Below are 20,772 nucleotides of genomic sequence, written 5' to 3'. Positions count from 1 at the left end.
AAAACAATTCTGCATTTAATAAAGCACCAGAATCTTGTAGATTATTTATACTACTTTCATCATTAAAAAACTTACTTATGAATATAGCTGTAAACAAGATTTCGAATCTTTTCCGAAACCTTGAGTCGTATCTCCTCTTCCAATCCACAAACCCAAACAGTAAGAGCGATGCTAACCACACAAGAAAATCCAATAATAAAGAAACCTATAATGGTATGGACATCTACAAGGCAATAGAGTATAAGTGGTAAAATAGCAGAGAAAAATGATATCTTTACACATGGAATGAACACTTGCAATAAATCAGGCAAAGAGTATCCCAACATTCTATTCAACAAGATAGGCTGCAATACAACTCCCAAAAGCACATCTGTCAGTAAACTAGCTATCGACAAAGATATAGGAGAATAACCTAATTCAAATAGGATATAGACAACAATAAACTGTATAAAATAAATAAGTGTAGTAAAAATGGTATTTATTTTTAAACGCCCCTTTGCATAAAAAGCCATAAACAGAGAAGATTGCAAAGTGGAAAACAAACTTTGTATCGCAACAAATTGAATAAACAACACTGTATATGGAGGTACAATCTTGAGCCATACATGCAATAAGGGAGACGCTAGTAGACAAATAGGCAATGCAAGAAACCACATAAGAAAACAACTATATTTTGCAGTTTTAAGCACAAGTGACTTTGCACTATCCTCTTCGTTATTGGCATATCGCTTGACAATTTGAGGATTTGCTGCTGCCTTGAAATTATTTGAAAACTGCATTGCCAACCCATTTACTTGGAGAGAAATAGCTCTAGCTGATACTACAGCAGGAGCAAAAAATATATTTAATAGTAGTAAAACACCTTGCCCAATAAAAGCTATACCACTAGAATTTAGTAAGCTCCATCCAGAGAATACACTAATTTCCTTAAAAACATTGCGATCATATAGTCGAGGTTTATAATGCGTTTCAGAAAAATGTTTCTGGCAATAGAAACGATAAAACATCAGCATAAATAGCGTCACAGCAAAATACAATAAAGAATACACAATAAGCTTATCGTATTGGAAAACTGTTAATAAAAAGACAATAGTCAGTTTCAATATGGACTCTATAATGGAGGCAAATGCATATACAGACATGTGCTCATGAGCATTGATTGTGGCTGTAAAAGGCACTTGTGTAATGGTAAAAAATGCGGTAATGATAGATACATGATATACCCATATCGCTGCAGACATACGTTCGACAGGTATTACCATTTTATGATGTAAAAACCATAAGCCTACCGTTTCACCTAAGACAACGATTAGGAAAGCCAAAATGATATGAACCGTTAGTGAAGTAGAGAAGGTTTTCTCCATATTCAACCTATCATCTTTTCCTAATGCAAACATGATAAAACGGGTAGAAGCATTGCCCAATGCGCTATTGACAAAGCTCATAAAACCAGCTATTCCTCCTACTGCTATATAAATACCATAGTCGTCTACCCCTAAGACATCAAGAACAACACGAGCTGTATATAAAGATACAGTAAGTGAAAGAAGCATTCTCACATAGAGAAATAAAGTATTTTTTGCAATTGAGTTTTGAGTAGGCATAATCAGATTTTTATCCTTCGAATAAAAAGACTTTTATTTTACTATATGGTCATAATGCCCTTGCAGGTATCACAGCCAGTTTTGAGCTTTAAATTATTTTGTAATATTCACTGACAGAAGTGGCATTTAACACTGAAAGAACTTATGTAGTGACAAGCTTTAAAAATTCGAATGGCTGTGGTAAGTTGTTCGTTCAAAAGATAATCAATCTAATCTTTACCTTACATCTGCAATTCTATAAAACGATGTTTTCGTCATCGTGAAATATCATATCACAACGAAATCTTTTTCAACAAACTATTCGTCTTTTACCCTATGTTGTTCTCCATAACCATAGCCATAACGCTTGCCATAGCCATAATATTTGCCATACTTACCATAACCGTAATAATAACCGTACTTTTTCTTCTGAAGATCCAGACCATTGATTACAGTACAAAGATTAGGTAACTTATTACTATCAGCCAATTCATTAATCAAGGTAAACTCTACTTTCCGAGTATAGTCTGCCCGACATACGTAAACTGACAAATCAGCGACACGACCTACGAGCAAAGTATCAGTTACCATACCAACCGGGGCAGTATCCAAAATTATATAATCAAAGTTCTTTTTCAATACCTCAATCGCTTTATCCAAACTATCACGAGCTAATAACTCTGTTGGATTAGGTGGTACAGTTCCTCCTGGAAGAATAAACAAATTCTTACTAACATCCGAAGGCTGAACGAAATCCATCAGATTCTTGTCCGGATTCGACAGATATTGAGTAATTCCCTGCTCTTTCCTCGGAATATTAAAAATTTTATTCAAACCGGGCTTGCGAATGTCAAGCCCCACAATCACTACTTTCTTTCCTAATAAAGAAAGACTTATTGCTAGATTGGAAGAAATAAAAGATTTACCTTCACCACTAACTGTCGAAGTCACTAAAATCACTTTCTGATCATTCTCAAGCATAAACTGAAGATTAGTACGGAGATTACGGAAAGTTTCACTCATTAAAGTATTCTGATTCTCAAACACAGCAATAGAACCGTTTGCTTCTTCTGTCAACGGTACATCACCTACAATAGGCAGACTTGTTAACTTCTCTACATCACCACGCCCTTCTATTTTAAATTTAGTCAAACCAATTAAAAAAATAATACTAACAGGCAACCCCACTCCTACCACTAAAGCAATTAAGTAGATTATCCTAGGCTTAGGAGAAACAGGAGCACCTTCAGCTGCTGGCTCATCAATAATCTTTGCATTATTCGCAGTAGCGGCTAAAGTAATAGCATTCTCTTCACGTTTCTGCAAAAGCATCAGATAAAGCCCAGCCTTGATTTCCTGCTGACGTGCAATACTTACATACTGGCGCTCCTGTCCCGGAGCATCACTGATACGACGGGAAAAACGACTGGACTCGCGATCCAGATCAGCCTTCACGATAAGCAAGCCTTGTAAAGTCCCATCAATAGCAGCTTTTACATTTGCTTTCATGGCACGAATACTTGTATCCAGATTTACAATCATCGGGTTACTCTCCGTAGAAGTACGAAGTAAACGCTTACGTTCAATAATCAATTCGTTATAACGATCTATTTGGGTAGTTAGCCCATTATCAGATAAACCAATATTGCTAGGTAACACCTCATACTCATTCGATGGATTATTGATATATTTATTAAGATCACGAACTAAATTGATCTGCGTACCGTTTTCCACTCGTTTCTTTTCGTATTCGGCATTTCCCGATACAGCCAATTGGGCATCACTACTGATATCCGTCAATCCAGCATTTCTTTTAAAAGCTTCTAATTTATCCTCCGTAGTGCCAAGTTCCTCATCAATAATCTTAATACGTTCATTGATAAACTCTCTTGTTTTTTCGGCAACCTCATTTTTATCATTATTCGTATTCCGATTATACATTTCCATCAACTTATTGATAAAGTCCTGTCCTCGCTGTATATTCGTATTCATCAATGAAACAACTGCTACAGAAGTCGTTTTTGAAGTAGGTGCTATTTCCAATGCCCACTGATATCCTTTTGCGACTCCAAATGGCTGACAAACTACAGTGCTGATATTTCGTACTACACTTTGCCCTACTATCTTCCCATTTGATAAAGAATCTTTCAATGTAAACCCAAATGTACCTGCATCCGTAGGCAACACTGCCGGAAGCTTATCAAAATGCTTATTATATTCATTCAAGCCTATCTTTAGATTCACATCCAAACTACCTTCTGGAGCTAACTCCATATCAACCAAAGCTGCATTTGGCAATTCATCCGCCTCTTGTGCTGTCAAATTCACAATTACGGGAGAGGTTTTATACAGTTCCTTTTTAGGAAACTCATCCTCATCATAGTAAGTAATATAAAGTTCCAGATTATTTACGACCTCTTTCAATATTGTTTTTGAGCGTAGCACTTCTATCTCATTATCAATACTCTGCGTAGAAGTAATCACCCCACCTAATCCCAAACTTTCTAAATCTGAAGTATTCCCACCACCATTCTTTTTATCATTCTTTATCATGATAGAAGCAGAAACCTGATATACGGGAGTTTGAAAATGCAAATACACCCAAGCACCAATCAAACAAGCTAAAACCGAAGCAACAAACCAAGGCCAGTGAATGATATACTTAAAGAGAATTTCCTGATAATTTACTTTCTCTTCGTCTAATTCACTCATATTATTGTTATACGAATTCTCTTTCATTACTAATTACTTATTTAATAAAATTACCAATATATTTGCAAGTGAAACCAAGATAGAAGTAGCAGAAAACCATAATCCCATATTGGTTCCTATATCCGAATTCTTAGCCTTAGTCTTATTAGGTGTCACATAAATAATATCATTCTGCTGCAGCTGATAATAAGGAGACAGTACCGTTTCAGCCTTATTCAAGTCCATAGTAATAATTTCCTGCTTGTTATCTTGTCCTGTCCGGATCAATTTCACATTATCACGCATACCATAAATAGTCAAATCACCTGCCATGGCGAGCGCTTCCAACAAATTAATCTTCTCGTTAGAGACTACAAAGCTTCCTGGCTTAGTAACCTCTCCCAATACCGAAATCCGATAATTAACAATACGTACAGTTACAAGCGGTGCTTCTTTCAAATAAACCTTCAACTTATCTATAATCAGATTTTCTATTTCAAGTTTAGTCAATCCACCTACATGAATCTCGCCCAACACCGGAAAGTTGATATTCCCCTGATTATCTACTAAATATTGCTGTAGAGCAGATGATGCAGTTCTTTGTCCTACCGTCTTTCCCTCTGTTCCATTAGCAGTACCCGAATTTACCAGATTGAAAGGTGCAGCCAGTTCCGGAGTAGAACAAGATACGGCAATCGTCAACAAATCCTTGGGCATAACCTTCACACCTGTCTGACGAACACTCTGTTCTGTATCATTCACAAAAGCCGTATCCTGCAAATAAGGCACTTTCTTATATGATTGGCAGGATACCAGCAAAAAAGCAAGTAACGCACCCAAAGTCAATCGTTTCAATTTTCTCATAACCACCTACTCATGTAATTTTACAACTATTGATTTAATCTTTATTCAAATTCCAACTCTTCGCCTAATAAGCCTCTTTATCCCCGCGGATTACGTTATACACAGTCTTATACATGATATATAAATCCAAAAGAAACGTCCAATGCTCAATATACCAGATGTCACGTTGCACACGTCCTTCCATCTGCCAAAGCTCCTTCGTTTCTCCACGGAAACCTGTCACTTGTGCCCAACCTGTAATACCAGGCTTTACAAAATGACGAACCATATATTTATTTATTAAATGAGAATATTCTTCTGTGTGCTTCAACATGTGCGGACGGGGACCCACTAAAGACATATCCCCTTTCAGGACATTAATAAATTGAGGAAGTTCATCCACATTCGTCTTACGAATCAGATCACCGATTCGGGTTTTACGAGGATCATGTTCTGTAGCTTGTAATGTATCACATTGAGCATTTACCCGCATTGAGCGAAACTTATAACACCAGAATTCACGACCATCCTCCCCGCTTCGTTTCTGCTTGAAAAAAACAGGCCCAGGCGAACTTATCTTTATAGCCAGTCCCACAATGATATATATAATCGGGAATAGGATACAAAGAAACAGTAGCGAGCAAATAATATCAAAGCCACGTTTCATCATACGATTTTCCAATAATTCAAGTGGCTCACGACGGATAGAAAGTACCGGGACATTACCTAACATTTCAAAATACATTCTCCGTTTCAGATAGTTCCGAACATTGGGAACGCTGAAGAAACGAATCAGATGATTCTCACAATAGTTGATAATCGGCACTATTTCAGCACTACGGGCGGAAGGAAGACTACAATAAAGTTGGTCTACCTTTCCCGCATTACGAGTCAAATAATCAACAGCTTCACACGGCTGTCCCAAATAAGCTATGTTCATAGGATAGCGGTCTGACGGAAAATCTTCAAAATATCCCAATACACGATACCCGGATGTCGGATCATCCGTCATGGAATGATAAAGTTCCTGCATATTTTCATGGCTACCCACCAACACTACCTTTCGGACATTTTCCCCACTTTTGCGATAAAGCTCCAGAATAGATCGGAACGTCAGACGATAGGAAATGATAACGATAATGAGAACTATATAAAATACCCCCAACTGACGCAGATTGACACATTCAAAATGGAATATGTATGAAAGCCCAAAGACTATCAAGACAAAAGGAATCATATTCCGGGCCACCCGAAGCATAATTTGTTCCGGGCGAACCACCGGACGATGAAGGATCACTCCTGAACGGATGTTGCAAACCAGATAACATAAAGTCATCAGAGCCATGTTCTGGAGAAGAGGCATTGAATACTCAAATAGAGACCGGTTTTCCCAGATCGAAGTAAACATCCATAACAGCAAGTTCAATAAGATGATGTCCCCTAGAAGGACAAACGATTTTAGGACTTTATTGAAACGTTGGACTTCCTGCATTATTTTATTATCAATTGATTAAATTTCTTTCCCATCACCCGTGTTTCTCACGATAATCAATATAACGGTCGACCCATTCAATTGCTTTGGCTCGAAATTCCTCTTTGGTATGACAGTCATAGAAGTAAGCCAAAAGACGGGTGAAATGGCTTAAACGAACGTCTCCCCTTTTATAACCTTTGCATAGTAGACAGCTTTGCCCAAACCTATTTCAGCGCACATGGGAGCTATCTTCACACCTGCTTTCTTAAACTGCTCGGCGATGAAAAGACCGAGTGCTACATGAGAGTACTTTTTCATTTTTGTAATTCTGTTAATTGTTAAAGTTATTAAATAATACATGATTCTACCTATAACTGTTCTGATATGTCAGAACAGTTGATTTAAAAGCTATTCCTACCTTCGCCCCGCGTTTTGAAAATTCAAGGCGATAATCAAATAATTAGATACGTTATGACAAACGATTTTAGAATGTCTTATTTCATGCCTCCCATTGCGCCCATTAAAGACGAACACGGACAACTAGTTACTCCTCCTACGCTTATTCCCTGCTGCGAAGTCTCCGTAGAGCAAGTCTTTCAAATGATTACCTGCAACGAGAATCTCAAAGTTCTGACCGAACAAGTACGCAACTCCGAAGATATACGGACGGCAAAAGCATCACTATTACCATACGTGACTCCCTGTGGTACATTCTCGCGTCGCAGCAGCAAATGCCTCATAGATCCTTCCCTCCTAACAGTAGTAGATATAGACTATCTCACCTCCTATCAGGAAGCAGTGGAGATGCGTAAGACGTTGTTCAATGATCCTCTTCTCCACCCTGTGCTCACGTTTATCAGTCCTAGCGGACGGGGCGTAAAAGCCTTCATACCCTATAATCATTTACCCATGGCCGATGACGCAAACTGTATTACGGAAAAAATGAAGTTAGCAATGTTATACACTGTGATGATCTATGGTACAGGAACACCTCCTCCTTTCGGAGAAAAGAAAAAAGGCGTGGACTTTTCCGGTAAAGACATTGTGAGATCCTGCTTCCTTTGCCATGACCCGGGAGCATTATTTAGAGCCACCAACGAATAACCATAAATCATAAATTATAAATCATAAATCAAAATAATGACTGATATTGAATCTTTACGCCGCCTCACTGAAGCGGTTGAAACTGCAGGAGCGGATATTGCTCCTACCTATGCTGAATATGTACAACTGGCGTTTGCCATCGCAACAGATTGCGGAGAAGCGGGACGCGAGTTTTTCCACCGTTTGTGCCGGATGTCCGCCAAGTACCAACGTGAACATGCCGAACGGATATTCTCCAATGCTCTCACTACCCGGCATGGGGAAGTACACCTGGGTACGGCTTTCCATCTTGCCGAGACGGCCAATGTGAAACTCTGTAATACGGAAGTTATGAACAACCGTAGAAATACAGAAAATACGGAAAATACACCGTCCAAAGTTCTCACACACGCACACGTATATAATAAGGTGGAGAATGACGAACCGGACGAATCCGAAGAGCTGCTGAACGGTAGTGACCCCAACCAGCCATTGCCCACTTTCCCCGAAGCGGACTGGCCGAAAATCCTCTTGCTCATCATGAGCTATGCCACCAGCCCTACGCAGCGTGATGTCATGCTGATTGGAGCATTGACTGCCATAGGTGCCAGCATGGAACGATATGTGAGATGTCCATACGCCGGCAAACTCCAGTCTCCTTGCCTGCAAAGTTTTATCGTGGCTCCTTCTGCCTCGGGTAAGGGAATTCTTTCGCTTATCCGTCTGCTCGTCGAACCTATCCATGACGAGATCCGCCAACAAGTAGCGACAGAGGTCAAGGCTTACAAAAAAGAGAAAGCCGCCTACGACGTCATGGGAAAAGAGTGTAGCAAAGTGGAAGCTCCCCAAATGCCCAAAAACAGAATGTTTCTCATCTCTGGCAATAACACCGGAACAGGTATTCTGCAAAATATCATGGATGCCAACGGCACAGGACTTATCTGCGAAACGGAAGCAGATACTATTTCTGCTGCCATCGGCTCGGAATACGGACACTGGAGCGACACGCTCCGCAAAGCGTTCGACCATGACCGTTTGTCGTACAACCGGCGTACCGACCAGGAATACCGGGAAGTAAAGAAAAGCTATCTGTCCGTCCTGCTTTCCGGTACGCCCGCACAAGTGAAACCACTTATTCCCTCGACAGAGAACGGCTTGTTCTCGCGCCAACTGTTTTATTATATGCATGGTATATGGGCATGGATCAATCAGTTTGAAAGTGGCGAAGCCGATCTGGAAGCTATCTTCACAGACATAGGCCTGGAATGGAAAAAGCAACTCGACCTGATGAAAACACATGGAGTCCATACGCTCCGGCTCACCGACGAGCAAAAGCAAGAGTTCAACGCTCTCTTTTCCGATTTGTTCTTCCGTTCGGGACTTGCCAACGACAACGAAATGAGCAGTTCCATCGCCCGACTGGCTGTCAACACGTGCCGTATCATGGCAGAAGTAGCTATGATACGTGCATTGGAATGTGATCAACCTTACCAATTCAAGAATTCTTCTATCCATCTGCTTACTCCTGATAAGGAGATTGCCACTGATAATATCAAAGACGGCATTATCACCCGTTGGGATGTAACGATCACCGCTGAAGATTTTAAAGCGGTCCTGGAGCTTGTAACTCCGCTTTATCGTCATGCCACGCATATCTTGTCTTTTCTTCCCTCCACAGAAGTCAAGCATAGAGCCAATGCCGACCGGGATGCACTTTTCGAAGCAATGGGCAACCAATTCACCCGTGCACAGTTGTCGGAGCAGGCTACAATCATGAAAATCAAACCTAACACTGCTTTCGGCTGGTTGAATCGTCTGATTAAAAAGGGATTGTTTACCAACGCAGACGATAAAGGCATCTATACGCGCACGCACGTGTGCGTGTGTTAGGGAGAGGGGGGTAAAAGTGTATTTCTTGTATTTTAATAAAGCATCGCTTTAGCGTTCGTAAAGCATAGGTTTAGCAACCATAAAGCACCGCTTTATCCCACACAAACCGCCTCTATTCCTCTCTCCATCTCCCACTTTCATTTTTCAACTCTCAACTCTCAATTCTCAACTCTCAACTTCTTCAAGGTTCTCCCAAAGCGTCCACAATCACTCTCACCTCCAACGGTGTGAATGAGCGACGCTTTGATTCGTACCCTAAGTCGTACAGACGTTGCAGAAGTCCGGGACATAAAGAGATCCATTTCTTCATTTTTCGATAAGCAGCAATGTCGGTAAGTGTCGGAGAATAAAGTTGCGCCAGTTCCATGCGCCCATAGGCACGTATTTTGAATTCGGTCATAATGGATAAAATTTTGATTTACAGTTACAAAAATAACAAAATAGTACCACATAACCAACGCTTTTCCATTGAATAAACGACCATTACGACATATAATTGACAACAATCGTGTGCAATCGCAAACAATTGATTTATCGATGTTTCAGGGTAGTATCTTTGTATTGTCGGAAGGGAAAAGAATCCCCGGACAATATGTTTAACCCTTTAATTTATTGTTTTATGATTCGTTACAAAATTTATCAAAACCAACAGCAGAAAGGCCTGAACGCAGGCAAGTGGTTCGCCCGTGCGGTAAGCGACGAGACGTTTGATTTGGCCAAGCTTGCCGAACACATGTCGAAACACAATTCACCGTATTCCGGTGGTGTCATCAAAGGTGTACTTTCTGACATGGTAGACTGCATCAAAGAATTGCTGCTCGACGGCAAATGCGTGAAAATCGACGACCTTGCCATCTTTGGGGTAGGCATCCGCAGTAAGGCGGCTGATACGCTGGAAGATTTTTCGTTAGAGAAAAACATCACAGGTATGCGTCTTAAAGCTCGTGCCACCGGTAATTTGTCGACTACCAACCTGAAACTCGACAGTCAACTGAAGCAGCAAGCGGAGTATCAGAAACCAACTACCCCTGGTGGAGATTCCGATTCAGGCAATACGCCGAATCCAAATCCGGGCGGAAGCGGTGAAGCGCCTGACCCGGCTGCCTAAGGTAGATTCACCACAGAGGACGCAGAGGACACAGAGAAAAGGAATAATCTATGGTGAAAAAATTCTGTGTACTCTGTGGTGAATAAGAAAACTATTATTAATTTATTTAAAACCTCTTATTTATGAGTAATTCATCTTCTCCCCGCTCCGTGTGGAGCTTCATTATCAAAGTGATTATCACCGTTGCCACCGCTATCGGAGGCCTGATTGGAGTACAAAGTTGTATGTAGCCCCATGCGCACCATTACGCTGATTATCATTCATTGCAGTGCCACGCCGGAAGGAAAATTCCTTTCGGCGGAGGCTTGCCGACAAGATCATATCCAACACCGTGGGTTCCGTGACATCGGTTACCATTTCTATATCACTCGCGATGGAGAAATTTGCCAGGGCCGTCCTCTGGAAAAGGTCGGGGCACACTGCCGTGACCATAACACCCATTCGATAGGTATTTGTTACGAAGGAGGGCTGGATATTGCCGGACGTCCCCAAGACACACGTACATTGGCGCAACGAGGTTCTTTGCTCGCTTTGCTCCGCGAATTGAGGAAAAGATTCCCCAAAGCATTGATTGTAGGCCATCATGATTTAAATCCGATGAAGAAATGTCCGTGTTTTAACTGTATCAAAGAATATGGAGAGTTGTAAGGATCATCTAAGTATATTAACCAGCAGACTGGCAATAGACACTAAGATGGAAAATCCCGAAATCCACATCGTGGTACTTGTTCCGATGTCCGCGCTCTGTGCTTTGGTTTTATTGGGAGTGACATACAGGATGTCATTCTGTTGCAACTGATAGTAAGGAGATAATAACAAATCCGCGTCGTTCAGATTGAGTGTAACAAACTGTTTATGCCCGTTCTTGTCTTCGCGGATTAGTTTCACATTATCACGAACACCATAAATAGTCAAATCTCCTGCCATGGCAAGGGCTTCGAGTACATTGATCTGCTCATTCACCACCGGATAAACACCCGGAGAGGCCACTTCTCCCAAAACCGAAACTTTAAAACCGGACATACGGACTACTACCGTAGGTCTTTCTTTCACGTAAGATTTCAGTCGCTCCGTTATCAGGTTTTCAGCTTCGCGACTCGTTAATCCGTTTAAAGGGAGTTTACCTAAAACCGGATAATTGATATTTCCCTGGTCATCCAACAAAAAGGTACTGCCTTGTGCATTGAATGGCTGCGAAACAACCGGATCGGAAGTAGAAACAAGAATGGAAACCTCATCTCCCGGTATCAACCTTGCGTCCTGAACAGGGGAAACTTGCGTATTCACCTGTTTCAAAACCTCCGCATCCTGCAAATAAGGTACTTTCTTATAGGATTGACAAGCTGAAAAGAAGAAGAAAGAGAATATCAGTGCAAAAGCACAAGAAAACTTCATATTCATGTAATTTGTGGATAAATGATGACGAGTACTAGTTTTTCTCGCAGATAGCTTCGACATAACCAATAGGCATATTCACGCAAGCGCATCCCAGCATATTCAACCGGACGGCAATCTTGCTTTTGCCATCTACATTAACCAGTTCACCAACCAGCCCGGTCAGAGGTCCTTTCACAACACGAACCTTCTCACCACGTGCCAAAGGAGAGCTGTTCATACAAATAGCTTCCTCTGAATAGTCGAGCATGAAACGAAAACGAGCCATCTGCTCATCTGGAATCACCGCTGGAGAGCTCTCACCACGCATCACCATATAACGGCTCACTGTAGAAAAACTTAGAACTTCTTTGCGTTCTTTCGGATTAACGTGTACAAACACCATCATTGGAAGAAGGACAGACTCAACCATCTTGCGCCGGTCACTCCACTGATGAATTTCCTGCTGAACAGGAACAAAATTCTCAATCCCTATTTTATCTAAACGTTCGGCTACTTTCTTCTCATGATGCATACGAACCAGAGCAACATACCAGCGTTTAGAGTGTGCTACGCCTTCCCCTGTCCCATCGCTAGGCCCAGCACTAATTGATTTCGGCTTTGTTAAAATCATGTTTTTTTACCTCATGTTCTTCCGTTACTTCTTAGGTAACGGACAATACATACACAAGGCACACATCTCAACAAAAAATGGAAATCACATATAGAAATAGGGCATAAGAAGGAAACAGCCTAATACTCAACGGGAAGAATCCAGAGATTAGGCAATAAAAAGTATAGGGCATGAAAATAATCTTATTTCATGTTCGGATAGTTTTTTTCCTATATTTTAGATAAAACGAAAAAAAATGGAAGAATATTTGCTTACTATTTATGTTTTTGTCTATCTTTGCGTCAAATTTAAGTTCCGTTACCTAAGAAGTAACACACATATATCAGTTCTGATTATTAGAACTTTACGCTTTTATTTCTGCCTACACAGCAGTTTCTAACGTAAGATAAATTCCCTTTATTTACCTCCGTACGTTCTTTAAGCTCAAAGCCTTTCAAATAGATTTGTGTGGTTTTTATAGATTTATGGCCCAATGATTCACTAATCATTTCAATGGAGACTCCCCGATACTTCGCAGTCGTTGCCCAGGAATGACGAAGCGTATAGGAAGTGACAGGAGATTGCAAATGCAAGGTTCTTGCCAGGTCCTTCAGATTATTATTAAATCGACGAAGAGCGGACTGATATTCCCGATAACCTCTTTCATCTTTCCGTTTCTTATCCCCACGAAGAATGTCAAACAGATAATCCGGACAATCGGGGTGAGAACTTTCCTTACTACGGAGCTGGTTAATCATTTCCTTTGCTGTATTCAGCACTTCCACGCTCATCGGAGTTTTGGTTTTGATACGGTTGTATCGCAACACATTCTGATTCAAAGCCGACTTCTCCAAATGGGCTAAATCGGCAAATGACATTCCACAAAACTGAAACATCAGAGCAGCGATAGCTTGCGTACGACGTAAACGCTCCGTTTTGGGATCTTCATACAGAAGCTTATGCAGTTCTGTAGCAGGTAGAGCCTTCTTTAGGCGGACATCCACACCTGTATAAACATCATGAAACAATCGCGGAACGTATGGCGCACTGCCCGCTTCCACTCCACGGTTATAGATACTACGAAGCATACGCATATACGTAGAAATCGTATTGGGCTTCAAGCCACACTCATAAAGATACTGACCGTAACGCCGTAAACGCTCACGGGTGATCTGTCTGAACGACACGTTAGACGTGCCGCAAAATTTGCTGAAAGAGAAGAGGGCATTCTTGTAGACATGCGCCGTAGAATGCCGTCCCTCCTTTCGCAAACGACCGATGTAGAATTCCGCACACCGGCTAAATCCATTTTTGTTCATCATTTGCATCACTAGTTATTTTATATATTATGCCACTTGGCAAGTGGCAAAAGAACGAATCTTTTTGTGTCTTCAACGCAAACTTTCTGATAAATATAGTTAAAGACTTCTCTGCCTTTTTTACTCTATTGGTAATAAAAAAAGTCATCCGGCTTTGTCCATCACTAGAATGGAGCAAAGTCGGATGACTTTAATTCTGTATAATAATCTCTTATACGTATGTTTCCAACAATTTCACATTTCCTCCTTCAGGAGTGATTGTGATGTCTTGTGTAGTTGCAGGCAACAAAATAGATTCTCCAGCACTAACAGTCAGTTCATTTCCTTCATTGTCTCTCATCTTGCAGGATCCTTCCATACAGATAAAGATCACGAATGAATCGAGTTCGGAATAGTCGCAACTGATTTCTTCAGTCATGTCATACAGAGAAGTCGTAAAGTAGGTGCAGGCAACCAGTTCTACCGGTTCGTCCTTCAACGGTTCGTATTTAGTGCGATAGTCATCCAACACTTCGTAGTTGATGGCTTCACGGGCTAAGTCGGTGTGAAGTTCGCGGGTTTTGCCATTCGCATCTTTACGGTTGAAGTCGTAGATACGGTAAGTAATATCAGAGGTTTGCTGAATCTCGGCGATGAAAGAACCTGCCCCGATGCTGTGTACGCGTCCGGCAGGAAGGAAAAACACATCACCCGGATGGATCTCATATTCCTGCAATACGTCGGTAATCGTATTGTTCAACACGCGTTCTTTATATTCTTTCGGGGTAATCTGTTCAGAGAATCCTGAACGCAATTTAGCTCCTTTGTCGGCATCTACCACATACCACATCTCGGTTTTTCCCATCGAATTATGGCGTTTCTTCGCCAACTCATCTGTTGGGTGTACCTGGATTGACAAATCCTGTTTGGCGTCGATGAACTTAATGAGTAGCGGAAATTTGTTGCCGAAACGAGCATAATTCGCTTCACCAACCAGTTCCTCACGATACTTTCTTACCATATCGGCTAAGGTTAAACCTTTATCCGGGCCATTAGCCACAACGGATTCATTGTCCTCAACGCCGGAAATCTCCCAGCTTTCTCCTACTCCTTTCAAGTCAGAGTTCAAGTGCTTGAACGGAATAATTTTGTCGCCCCCCCAAAGCGTCTGCTTCAGAATTGGTTCGAATTTTAATGGATACATTTTTGTTTTTCTTGTTATAAACCTAGATTAAATTCGCTCGGATTGTTACAATCCGGGAACAAACATACAAAAAATTGTTCAGTTTTTAAGAAAAGGAGGATGAAAATTCATTTAAGAAAGATTCTTTTGCTTTGCGTATCCGAAAGAACATGAAGTAATAAAGCTAAACTTTCCTAAAGTACCTGTCATATTTAGTCGGAATAATTTGTGAGAAAGAAAGAATTTCCCTTTATTTGCAGGAAATTTTTAATAATACCAGACATGAATAACACATTCCCAACAGAAGGGAATCTATCAGGGCTCAGCCGGAAAGATTTCCAAAAGGATATAAATGATAAGAAAACTGATTTATTTATCCTCAAAAATACAAAGGGAATGGAAGTAGCTGTAACCAATTACGGATGCGCCATTCTTTCTATCATGGTACCGGACAAAAACGGTAAGTATGCCAATGTAATCCTCGGACACGACAGCATCGACCACGTCATCAACAGCCCGGAACCTTTCCTAAGCACTACTATCGGACGCTACGGCAACCGCATCGCCAAAGGGAAATTCACTCTGTTCGGCGAAGAACATGAACTCACAATCAACAACGGACCTAACTCCCTGCACGGAGGACCTACCGGTTTCCACGCTCGTGTATGGGACGCTATACAACTTGACGAGAGCACAGTGCAATTCAACTATGTTTCTGCCGATGGCGAAGAAGGATTCCCCGGCAACCTGGAAGTAGAAATGACCTACCGCCTGGAAAACGAAGTAAACGCACTGACTATCGAATACCGCGCAACAACCGACAAAGCCACAGTCGTAAATCTGACTAACCACGGTTTCTTCAACCTCGCCGGTATCTCCACTCCTACTCCTACCGTCAACGACCACATCGTTACTATCAACGCTGATTTCTATACGCCTATCGACGAGGTTTCTATCCCAACAGGCGAAATTGCCAAAGTAGAGGGTACTCCGATGGATTTCCGCACTCCGCATACCGTAGGCGAACGTATCAATGACAAATTCCAGCAACTGATTTTCGGTGCCGGTTACGACCACTGCTATGTACTGAACAAGATAGAGAGCGGCTCACTCGACTTGGCTGCTACTTGCAAAGACCCAAAAAGCGGCCGTATCATGGAAGTGTATACCACCGAAGCCGGCGTGCAACTCTATACAGGCAACTGGCTGAATGGATTTGAAGGCGCACACGGAGCTACATTCCCTGCAAGAAGCGCTATCTGCTTTGAAGCACAGTGTTTCCCGGATACCCCGAACAAACCGCATTTCCCATCGGCTACTTTGCTGCCGGGTGATGAATACCAACAGATCACTGTCTACAAATTTGCAGTGGAAGAATAAGATTTGAAAAAACAACTAACCTAATTTTATAAACTAACATTTTTTTTGAACCATGACACAAGAAAAAAAGAACGGTAAAATCATTGCAATCATTACGATGATTTTCCTTTTTGGTATGATTTCATTTGTTACCAACCTCGCTGCTCCTATGGGTATCGTGTTGAAAAACCAGTTTGACGTATCAAACGCATTAGGTATGCTGGGAAACTTCGGAAACTTTATTGCATACGCAGTAATGGGTATTCCGAGCGGTATCCTGTTGCAACGCGTGGGTTATAAGAAAACAGCACTGATCGCAGTAGCTATCGGTTTCATTGGTGTAGGTATCCAATTCTTATCCGGTCATTCAAGCCCGGAAATGGCATTTGCCGTTTATTTGATTGGTGCATTCGTAGCAGGTTTCTCTATGTGTTTGCTTAACACTGTTGTAAACCCGATGTTGAACAAACTGGGTGGTGAAGGTAACAAAGGTAACCAGCTTATCCAGGTAGGTGGATCTTTCAACTCTGTAATGGCTACCATTACTCCGATGTTTGTAGGTATCCTGATCGCCGGATCTATCGAAAAAGCCACTATTTCTCAAATATTCCCTGTGATGTACACTGCTATGGCTGTGTTCGCTTTCGCTTTCTTCGTACTTCTGTTTGTACAAATCCCCGAACCTAATGCCAATGCTGCAACAGAACCTATCGGCAAATTGATGAAGGGTGCTTTAAAGTTCCGTCATTTCATCCTGGGAGCTATTGCAATCTTTGTATATGTAGGTATTGAAGTTGGTGTACCGGGTACTTTGAATCTATTCCTGACAGACCCCGTAGAAAAAGGCGGAGCAGGCATTGCTTCTACTATTTCCGGTTTTGTGGCAGGAACTTATTGGTTCTTAATGCTGATCGGTCGTCTGGCCGGCGCATCACTCGGTGCTAAAATTTCCAGTAAAGCGATGCTTACGTTTACATCTGCACTGGGTTTGATTTTAGTATTCCTTGCTATCTTCTCTTCTACCGGAACATTGGTTAACCTGCCTGTACTTCAACAGAGTGCTACCGGCGGTTTGTCATTCGGTTTTGCTGAAGTACCTATCAACGCTATGTATTTGGTATTAGTAGGTCTTTGTACTTCTATCATGTGGGGTGGTATTTTCAACCTTGCAGTAGAAGGATTAGGAAAATATCTGGCTGCTGCTTCCGGTCTGTTTATGGTACTGGTTTGTGGTGGAGGTATCCTGCCTGTTATCCAAGGTTGGGTAGCTGACATCGCCGGTTTCATGCCTAGCTACTGGGTTATCATCGCCGCACTTGCTTACCTGCTGTTCTACGGTCTGGTAGGTTGCAAAAATGTAAACAAGGATATTCCTGTGGAATAAATTTCGATTTCTGATTTCTGAATTATGAATTGTTCATAGCTCATAATTCAGAAATCAGAAATCATAATTCTCTATATTATTATTATTCACCTTTAAAATATAAATATCATGGATACAGAATACGTAAGAAGTCGCTTCATTAAACACTTTGACGGAACTACTGGATTTTTATATGCTTCTCCGGGCCGTATCAACCTGATCGGCGAACACACTGACTACAACGGTGGATTCGTATTTCCGGGAGCCGTAGACAAAGGCATGATTGCTGAAATCAAACCAAACGGCACTGACAAGGTTAAAGCTTACTCTATCGACTTGAAAGACTATGTAGAATTTGGTCTGAACGAAGAGGATGCTCCACGTGCCAGCTGGGCAAGATATATTTTCGGTGTATGCCGTGAAATGATTAAACGTGGCGTTGACGTGAAGGGATTCAATACTGCTTTTGCAGGTGATGTGCCTCTGGGTGCAGGTATGTCTTCTTCTGCTGCTTTGGAAAGTACGTATGCTTTCGCATTGAACGAACTGTTCGGTGAAAACAAAATAGATAAATTTGAATTGGCTAAAGTGGGCCAGGCAACAGAACACAACTACTGCGGTGTTAACTGCGGTATCATGGACCAGTTTGCTTCTGTGTTCGGTAAAGCAGGCAGCTTGATCCGTCTGGATTGCCGTTCACTGGAATATCAGTATTTCCCATTCCATCCGGAAGGCTATCGTCTGGTTCTGATGGATTCAGTGGTTAAACACGAACTGGCTTCTTCTGCTTACAACAAGCGTCGCCAAAGCTGTGAAGCTGCTGTTGCCGCTATCCAGAAAAAACATCCGCACGTAGAATTCCTGCGCGACTGTACGATGGCTATGCTGGAAGAAGCGAAAGCTGATATCAGCGCTGAAGACTATATGCGTGCAGAATATGTAATTGAAGAAATCCAACGTGTACTCGATGTTTGCGAAGCATTGGAAAAGGATGATTACGAAACTGTTGGCCAGAAGATGTACGAAACTCATCACGGCATGAGCAAGCTGTACGAAGTAAGCTGCGAAGAACTCGACTTCCTGAATGACTGCGCTAAAGAATACGGCGTAACCGGTTCACGCGTAATGGGTGGTGGCTTCGGTGGTTGTACGATCAACCTTGTTAAGGATGAGTTGTATGACAACTTCGTTGAAAAAACAAAAGCTGCTTTCAAAGCTAAATTCGGCAGAAGCCCGAAAGTGTATGACGTAGTAATCGGTGACGGTTCTCGTAGATTGGAATAAGAATTTATTCGTTATTAAATAAGTAAGAAGGGCGGCTTCCGTGATAGGAGCCGCCCTTATTTTTTACACGGCATAATAACACACAATCTCAACTCTATTCTCTTAAAATGAGAAAAATTCTCATTTTAAGAGAATTATCTAAAACTATTCGTATCTTTGCCATGTTCTATAGAATAGACAACTTAATATAAAAACAATATGATAATCAATTTTACAGTAGGCAACTATCGTTCGTTCAAAGACAAAAAGGTTTTGAGCATGGAAGCTACCGCTATTAAAGAATTGAATGAATCTGTTATAGAAAAAGAAGGATATAGACTACTTCCATCAGCTGTTATTTATGGAGCTAACTCAAGTGGAAAAAGTAACTTTTTAAAAGCGATTGGCAAATTTGGAGAGATAGTCAACTATTCTTCTAAAATGAGTTCTACAGATAAATTAAATATTACTCCTTTCTTATTAAACCAAAAATCAACTCAAGAACCATCATTTTTTGAAATAGAAATACTGATAGATAACCAAACATATACGTATGGCTTTACCGCAGACAATCTGAAGGTTTATGAAGAGTGGTTATATATAAAAGAGGGAAAAGCAAAAAAGGAAAAATGCTTATTTGTTCGTACAGAAGAAGGAATCGGAATAGCTGACGAGTATAATGAAGGCAAAGGTTTGGAAGAAAAGGTACGTGACAATGGACTATTTTTATCTACAATTGATTCTTTTAACGGTGAAATTGCCAAAAAAATTATTCATAAAATTGACTGTATCTGGGTAATATCAGGTATCGACCATGAATCTTGGTCTGTATTTACAAATGATATGTGTAATAATAAAAATCCAGAACTTAGCTTTCAACAAGAGATTCAAGATTTCTTGAAATCTATGAATGTAGGGTTTAACAGATTTGAACTTCCCGAAGATGAAAAGTTGGCAAAAGAAGTAAAAGCATACACCATACATAATTTGTATAATGAACAGGAAGAAGTCATTGGAGAAACCCGCTTTTCCATGAAAGAGCATGAGTCATCGGGTACTAACAAACTATTCGATTTGGCCGCCTTAGTTATTGGTCAATTGGCGTTGGGAGGTCTACTAGTTATAGACGAACTCGATTCCAAGCTCCATCCATTACTGACTCAACATATTATTAAACTTTTCAACAATCCAAAAACAAATCCCAAGGGAGCTCAACTAATATTTGCTACCCACGACACCAATTTACTGAATGTAAAAACATTCCGTAGGGATCAGATTTGGTTTACGGAAAAAGATCATTCGGAAGCTACCGACCTCTATTCATTAGCAGAATTCAGAGAACCGGAAGGAAACAAGATTCGGAAAGACCGTAGTTTTGAAAAAGATTATATCAACGGACGTTACGGCGCAATTCCATATATTAAAGATTAATACACAATGAGTAGACTGCTGCCGAAACATCGGTTTGAGGAAATAAAAAGAGAACAAAGACAGGCAAAACTGGATAAAAGAAGAAAAGTAGCAGTACGCAATGTATCTGTTAGTTTCCTTATCGTATGTGAAGGTGAAAGAACTGAACCTAACTATTTCAAGGGTAACCATTCTATTTTCCGCCTTGACATAAGTTGTTAGCCGCCATATCTTTGC

General features: G+C 41.1%; 19 protein-coding genes and 1 pseudogene. 10 read left to right on the top strand and 10 right to left on the bottom strand.

Annotation, left to right across the window (positions count from 1 at the left end):
- Positions 1-71: 71 nt before the first annotated feature.
- From DW862_RS11030 to DW862_RS11010, 5 genes are all read right to left on the bottom strand, one after another.
- The gene (locus DW862_RS11030) at positions 72-1,604 is read right to left on the bottom strand and encodes a polysaccharide biosynthesis protein (protein ID WP_120068153.1); all 1,533 of its coding nucleotides are present in this window, start codon (positions 1,602-1,604) and stop codon (positions 72-74) included.
- Positions 1,605-1,901: 297 nt separating this feature from the next.
- A complete protein-coding gene (locus DW862_RS11025; protein ID WP_120068150.1) occupies positions 1,902-4,322 on the bottom strand; it encodes a polysaccharide biosynthesis tyrosine autokinase in 2,421 nt (806 codons plus the stop codon).
- 6 nt (positions 4,323-4,328) lie between these two features.
- On the bottom strand, positions 4,329-5,144 hold the full coding sequence (locus DW862_RS11020) for a polysaccharide biosynthesis/export family protein (protein ID WP_120068147.1): 816 nt from the start codon (positions 5,142-5,144) through the stop codon (positions 4,329-4,331).
- A gap of 58 nt (positions 5,145-5,202) precedes the next feature.
- Complete coding sequence (locus DW862_RS11015; RefSeq protein WP_120068144.1) at positions 5,203-6,609, bottom strand: undecaprenyl-phosphate glucose phosphotransferase; 1,407 nt, start codon at positions 6,607-6,609, stop codon at positions 5,203-5,205.
- 150 nt (positions 6,610-6,759) lie between these two features.
- On the bottom strand, positions 6,760-6,909 hold the full coding sequence (locus DW862_RS11010) for a hypothetical protein (protein ID WP_008021935.1): 150 nt from the start codon (positions 6,907-6,909) through the stop codon (positions 6,760-6,762).
- Between the two features lie 153 nt (positions 6,910-7,062).
- On the opposite strand from DW862_RS11010, the gene DW862_RS11005 reads away from it, so the two are divergent.
- Positions 7,063-7,695, top strand: a complete 633-nt coding sequence (locus tag DW862_RS11005; protein WP_061448687.1) for a BT4734/BF3469 family protein — start codon at positions 7,063-7,065, stop codon at positions 7,693-7,695.
- A 36-nt stretch (positions 7,696-7,731) separates the two neighbouring features.
- Positions 7,732-9,564 (top strand): DUF3987 domain-containing protein, encoded by a 1,833-nt coding sequence (locus DW862_RS11000; protein WP_120068141.1) that lies wholly within the window; start codon positions 7,732-7,734, stop codon positions 9,562-9,564.
- A gap of 181 nt (positions 9,565-9,745) precedes the next feature.
- On the opposite strand, the gene DW862_RS10995 is transcribed toward DW862_RS11000, so the two are convergent.
- Positions 9,746-9,964 (bottom strand): DUF4248 domain-containing protein, encoded by a 219-nt coding sequence (locus DW862_RS10995; protein ID WP_004313208.1) that lies wholly within the window; start codon positions 9,962-9,964, stop codon positions 9,746-9,748.
- A 219-nt stretch (positions 9,965-10,183) separates the two neighbouring features.
- On the opposite strand from DW862_RS10995, the gene DW862_RS10990 reads away from it, so the two are divergent.
- The 3 genes from DW862_RS10990 (at position 10,184) to DW862_RS10985 (ending at position 11,320) form a co-directional block, all read left to right on the top strand.
- Positions 10,184-10,672 carry a DNA-binding protein gene (locus tag DW862_RS10990; protein WP_008021928.1) on the top strand — a complete coding sequence of 163 codons (489 nt, stop codon included), beginning with the start codon at positions 10,184-10,186 and terminating at the stop codon, positions 10,670-10,672.
- Positions 10,673-10,794: 122 nt separating this feature from the next.
- Positions 10,795-10,902 carry a smalltalk protein gene (locus DW862_RS25905; RefSeq protein ID WP_004297473.1) on the top strand — a complete coding sequence of 36 codons (108 nt, stop codon included), beginning with the start codon at positions 10,795-10,797 and terminating at the stop codon, positions 10,900-10,902.
- 4 nt (positions 10,903-10,906) lie between these two features.
- Positions 10,907-11,320: an N-acetylmuramoyl-L-alanine amidase gene (locus tag DW862_RS10985; protein ID WP_120068138.1), complete on the top strand. Its 414-nt coding sequence runs from the start codon at positions 10,907-10,909 to the stop codon at positions 11,318-11,320.
- A gap of 3 nt (positions 11,321-11,323) precedes the next feature.
- On the opposite strand, the gene DW862_RS10980 is transcribed toward DW862_RS10985, so the two are convergent.
- The 4 genes from DW862_RS10980 to DW862_RS10965 all read right to left on the bottom strand — a co-directional run bounded on the left by DW862_RS10980 (position 11,324) and on the right by DW862_RS10965 (position 15,161).
- On the bottom strand, positions 11,324-12,073 hold the full coding sequence (locus tag DW862_RS10980; protein ID WP_015531610.1) for a polysaccharide biosynthesis/export family protein: 750 nt from the start codon (positions 12,071-12,073) through the stop codon (positions 11,324-11,326).
- A gap of 28 nt (positions 12,074-12,101) precedes the next feature.
- Positions 12,102-12,680, bottom strand: coding sequence for a UpxY family transcription antiterminator (locus tag DW862_RS10975; protein ID WP_008018120.1), 579 nt, complete (start codon positions 12,678-12,680; stop codon positions 12,102-12,104).
- Positions 12,681-13,015: 335 nt separating this feature from the next.
- A complete protein-coding gene (locus tag DW862_RS10970) occupies positions 13,016-13,981 on the bottom strand; it encodes a tyrosine-type DNA invertase cluster 3b (protein ID WP_120068297.1) in 966 nt (321 codons plus the stop codon).
- Positions 13,982-14,189: 208 nt separating this feature from the next.
- Positions 14,190-15,161 (bottom strand): type I phosphomannose isomerase catalytic subunit, encoded by a 972-nt coding sequence (locus DW862_RS10965; protein WP_004313588.1) that lies wholly within the window; start codon positions 15,159-15,161, stop codon positions 14,190-14,192.
- A 261-nt stretch (positions 15,162-15,422) separates the two neighbouring features.
- On the opposite strand from DW862_RS10965, the gene DW862_RS10960 reads away from it, so the two are divergent.
- From DW862_RS10960 to DW862_RS10940, 5 genes and pseudogenes are all read left to right on the top strand, one after another.
- A complete protein-coding gene (locus DW862_RS10960; RefSeq protein ID WP_008021915.1) occupies positions 15,423-16,520 on the top strand; it encodes an aldose epimerase family protein in 1,098 nt (365 codons plus the stop codon).
- A 52-nt stretch (positions 16,521-16,572) separates the two neighbouring features.
- A complete protein-coding gene (locus DW862_RS10955) occupies positions 16,573-17,883 on the top strand; it encodes an MFS transporter (protein WP_117809531.1) in 1,311 nt (436 codons plus the stop codon).
- 108 nt (positions 17,884-17,991) lie between these two features.
- Positions 17,992-19,146 carry a galactokinase gene (galK, locus tag DW862_RS10950; protein WP_004314127.1) on the top strand — a complete coding sequence of 385 codons (1,155 nt, stop codon included), beginning with the start codon at positions 17,992-17,994 and terminating at the stop codon, positions 19,144-19,146.
- Positions 19,147-19,404: 258 nt separating this feature from the next.
- Positions 19,405-20,556 (top strand): ATP/GTP-binding protein, encoded by a 1,152-nt coding sequence (locus DW862_RS10945; protein WP_225449765.1) that lies wholly within the window; start codon positions 19,405-19,407, stop codon positions 20,554-20,556.
- Between the two features lie 6 nt (positions 20,557-20,562).
- Positions 20,563-20,718 (top strand): annotated as a pseudogene (locus DW862_RS10940) (RloB domain-containing protein); the annotation flags it as partial.
- Positions 20,719-20,772: the final 54 nt, after the last annotated feature.

Origin of the sequence: Bacteroides sp. AM37-9 (genome assembly GCF_003603455.1) — a bacterium.
Lineage (GTDB): Bacteria > Bacteroidota > Bacteroidia > Bacteroidales > Bacteroidaceae > Bacteroides > Bacteroides xylanisolvens.
Note: the sequence above shows the minus strand (reverse complement) of the source record. Positions and strands in the feature narration are given on the sequence as shown.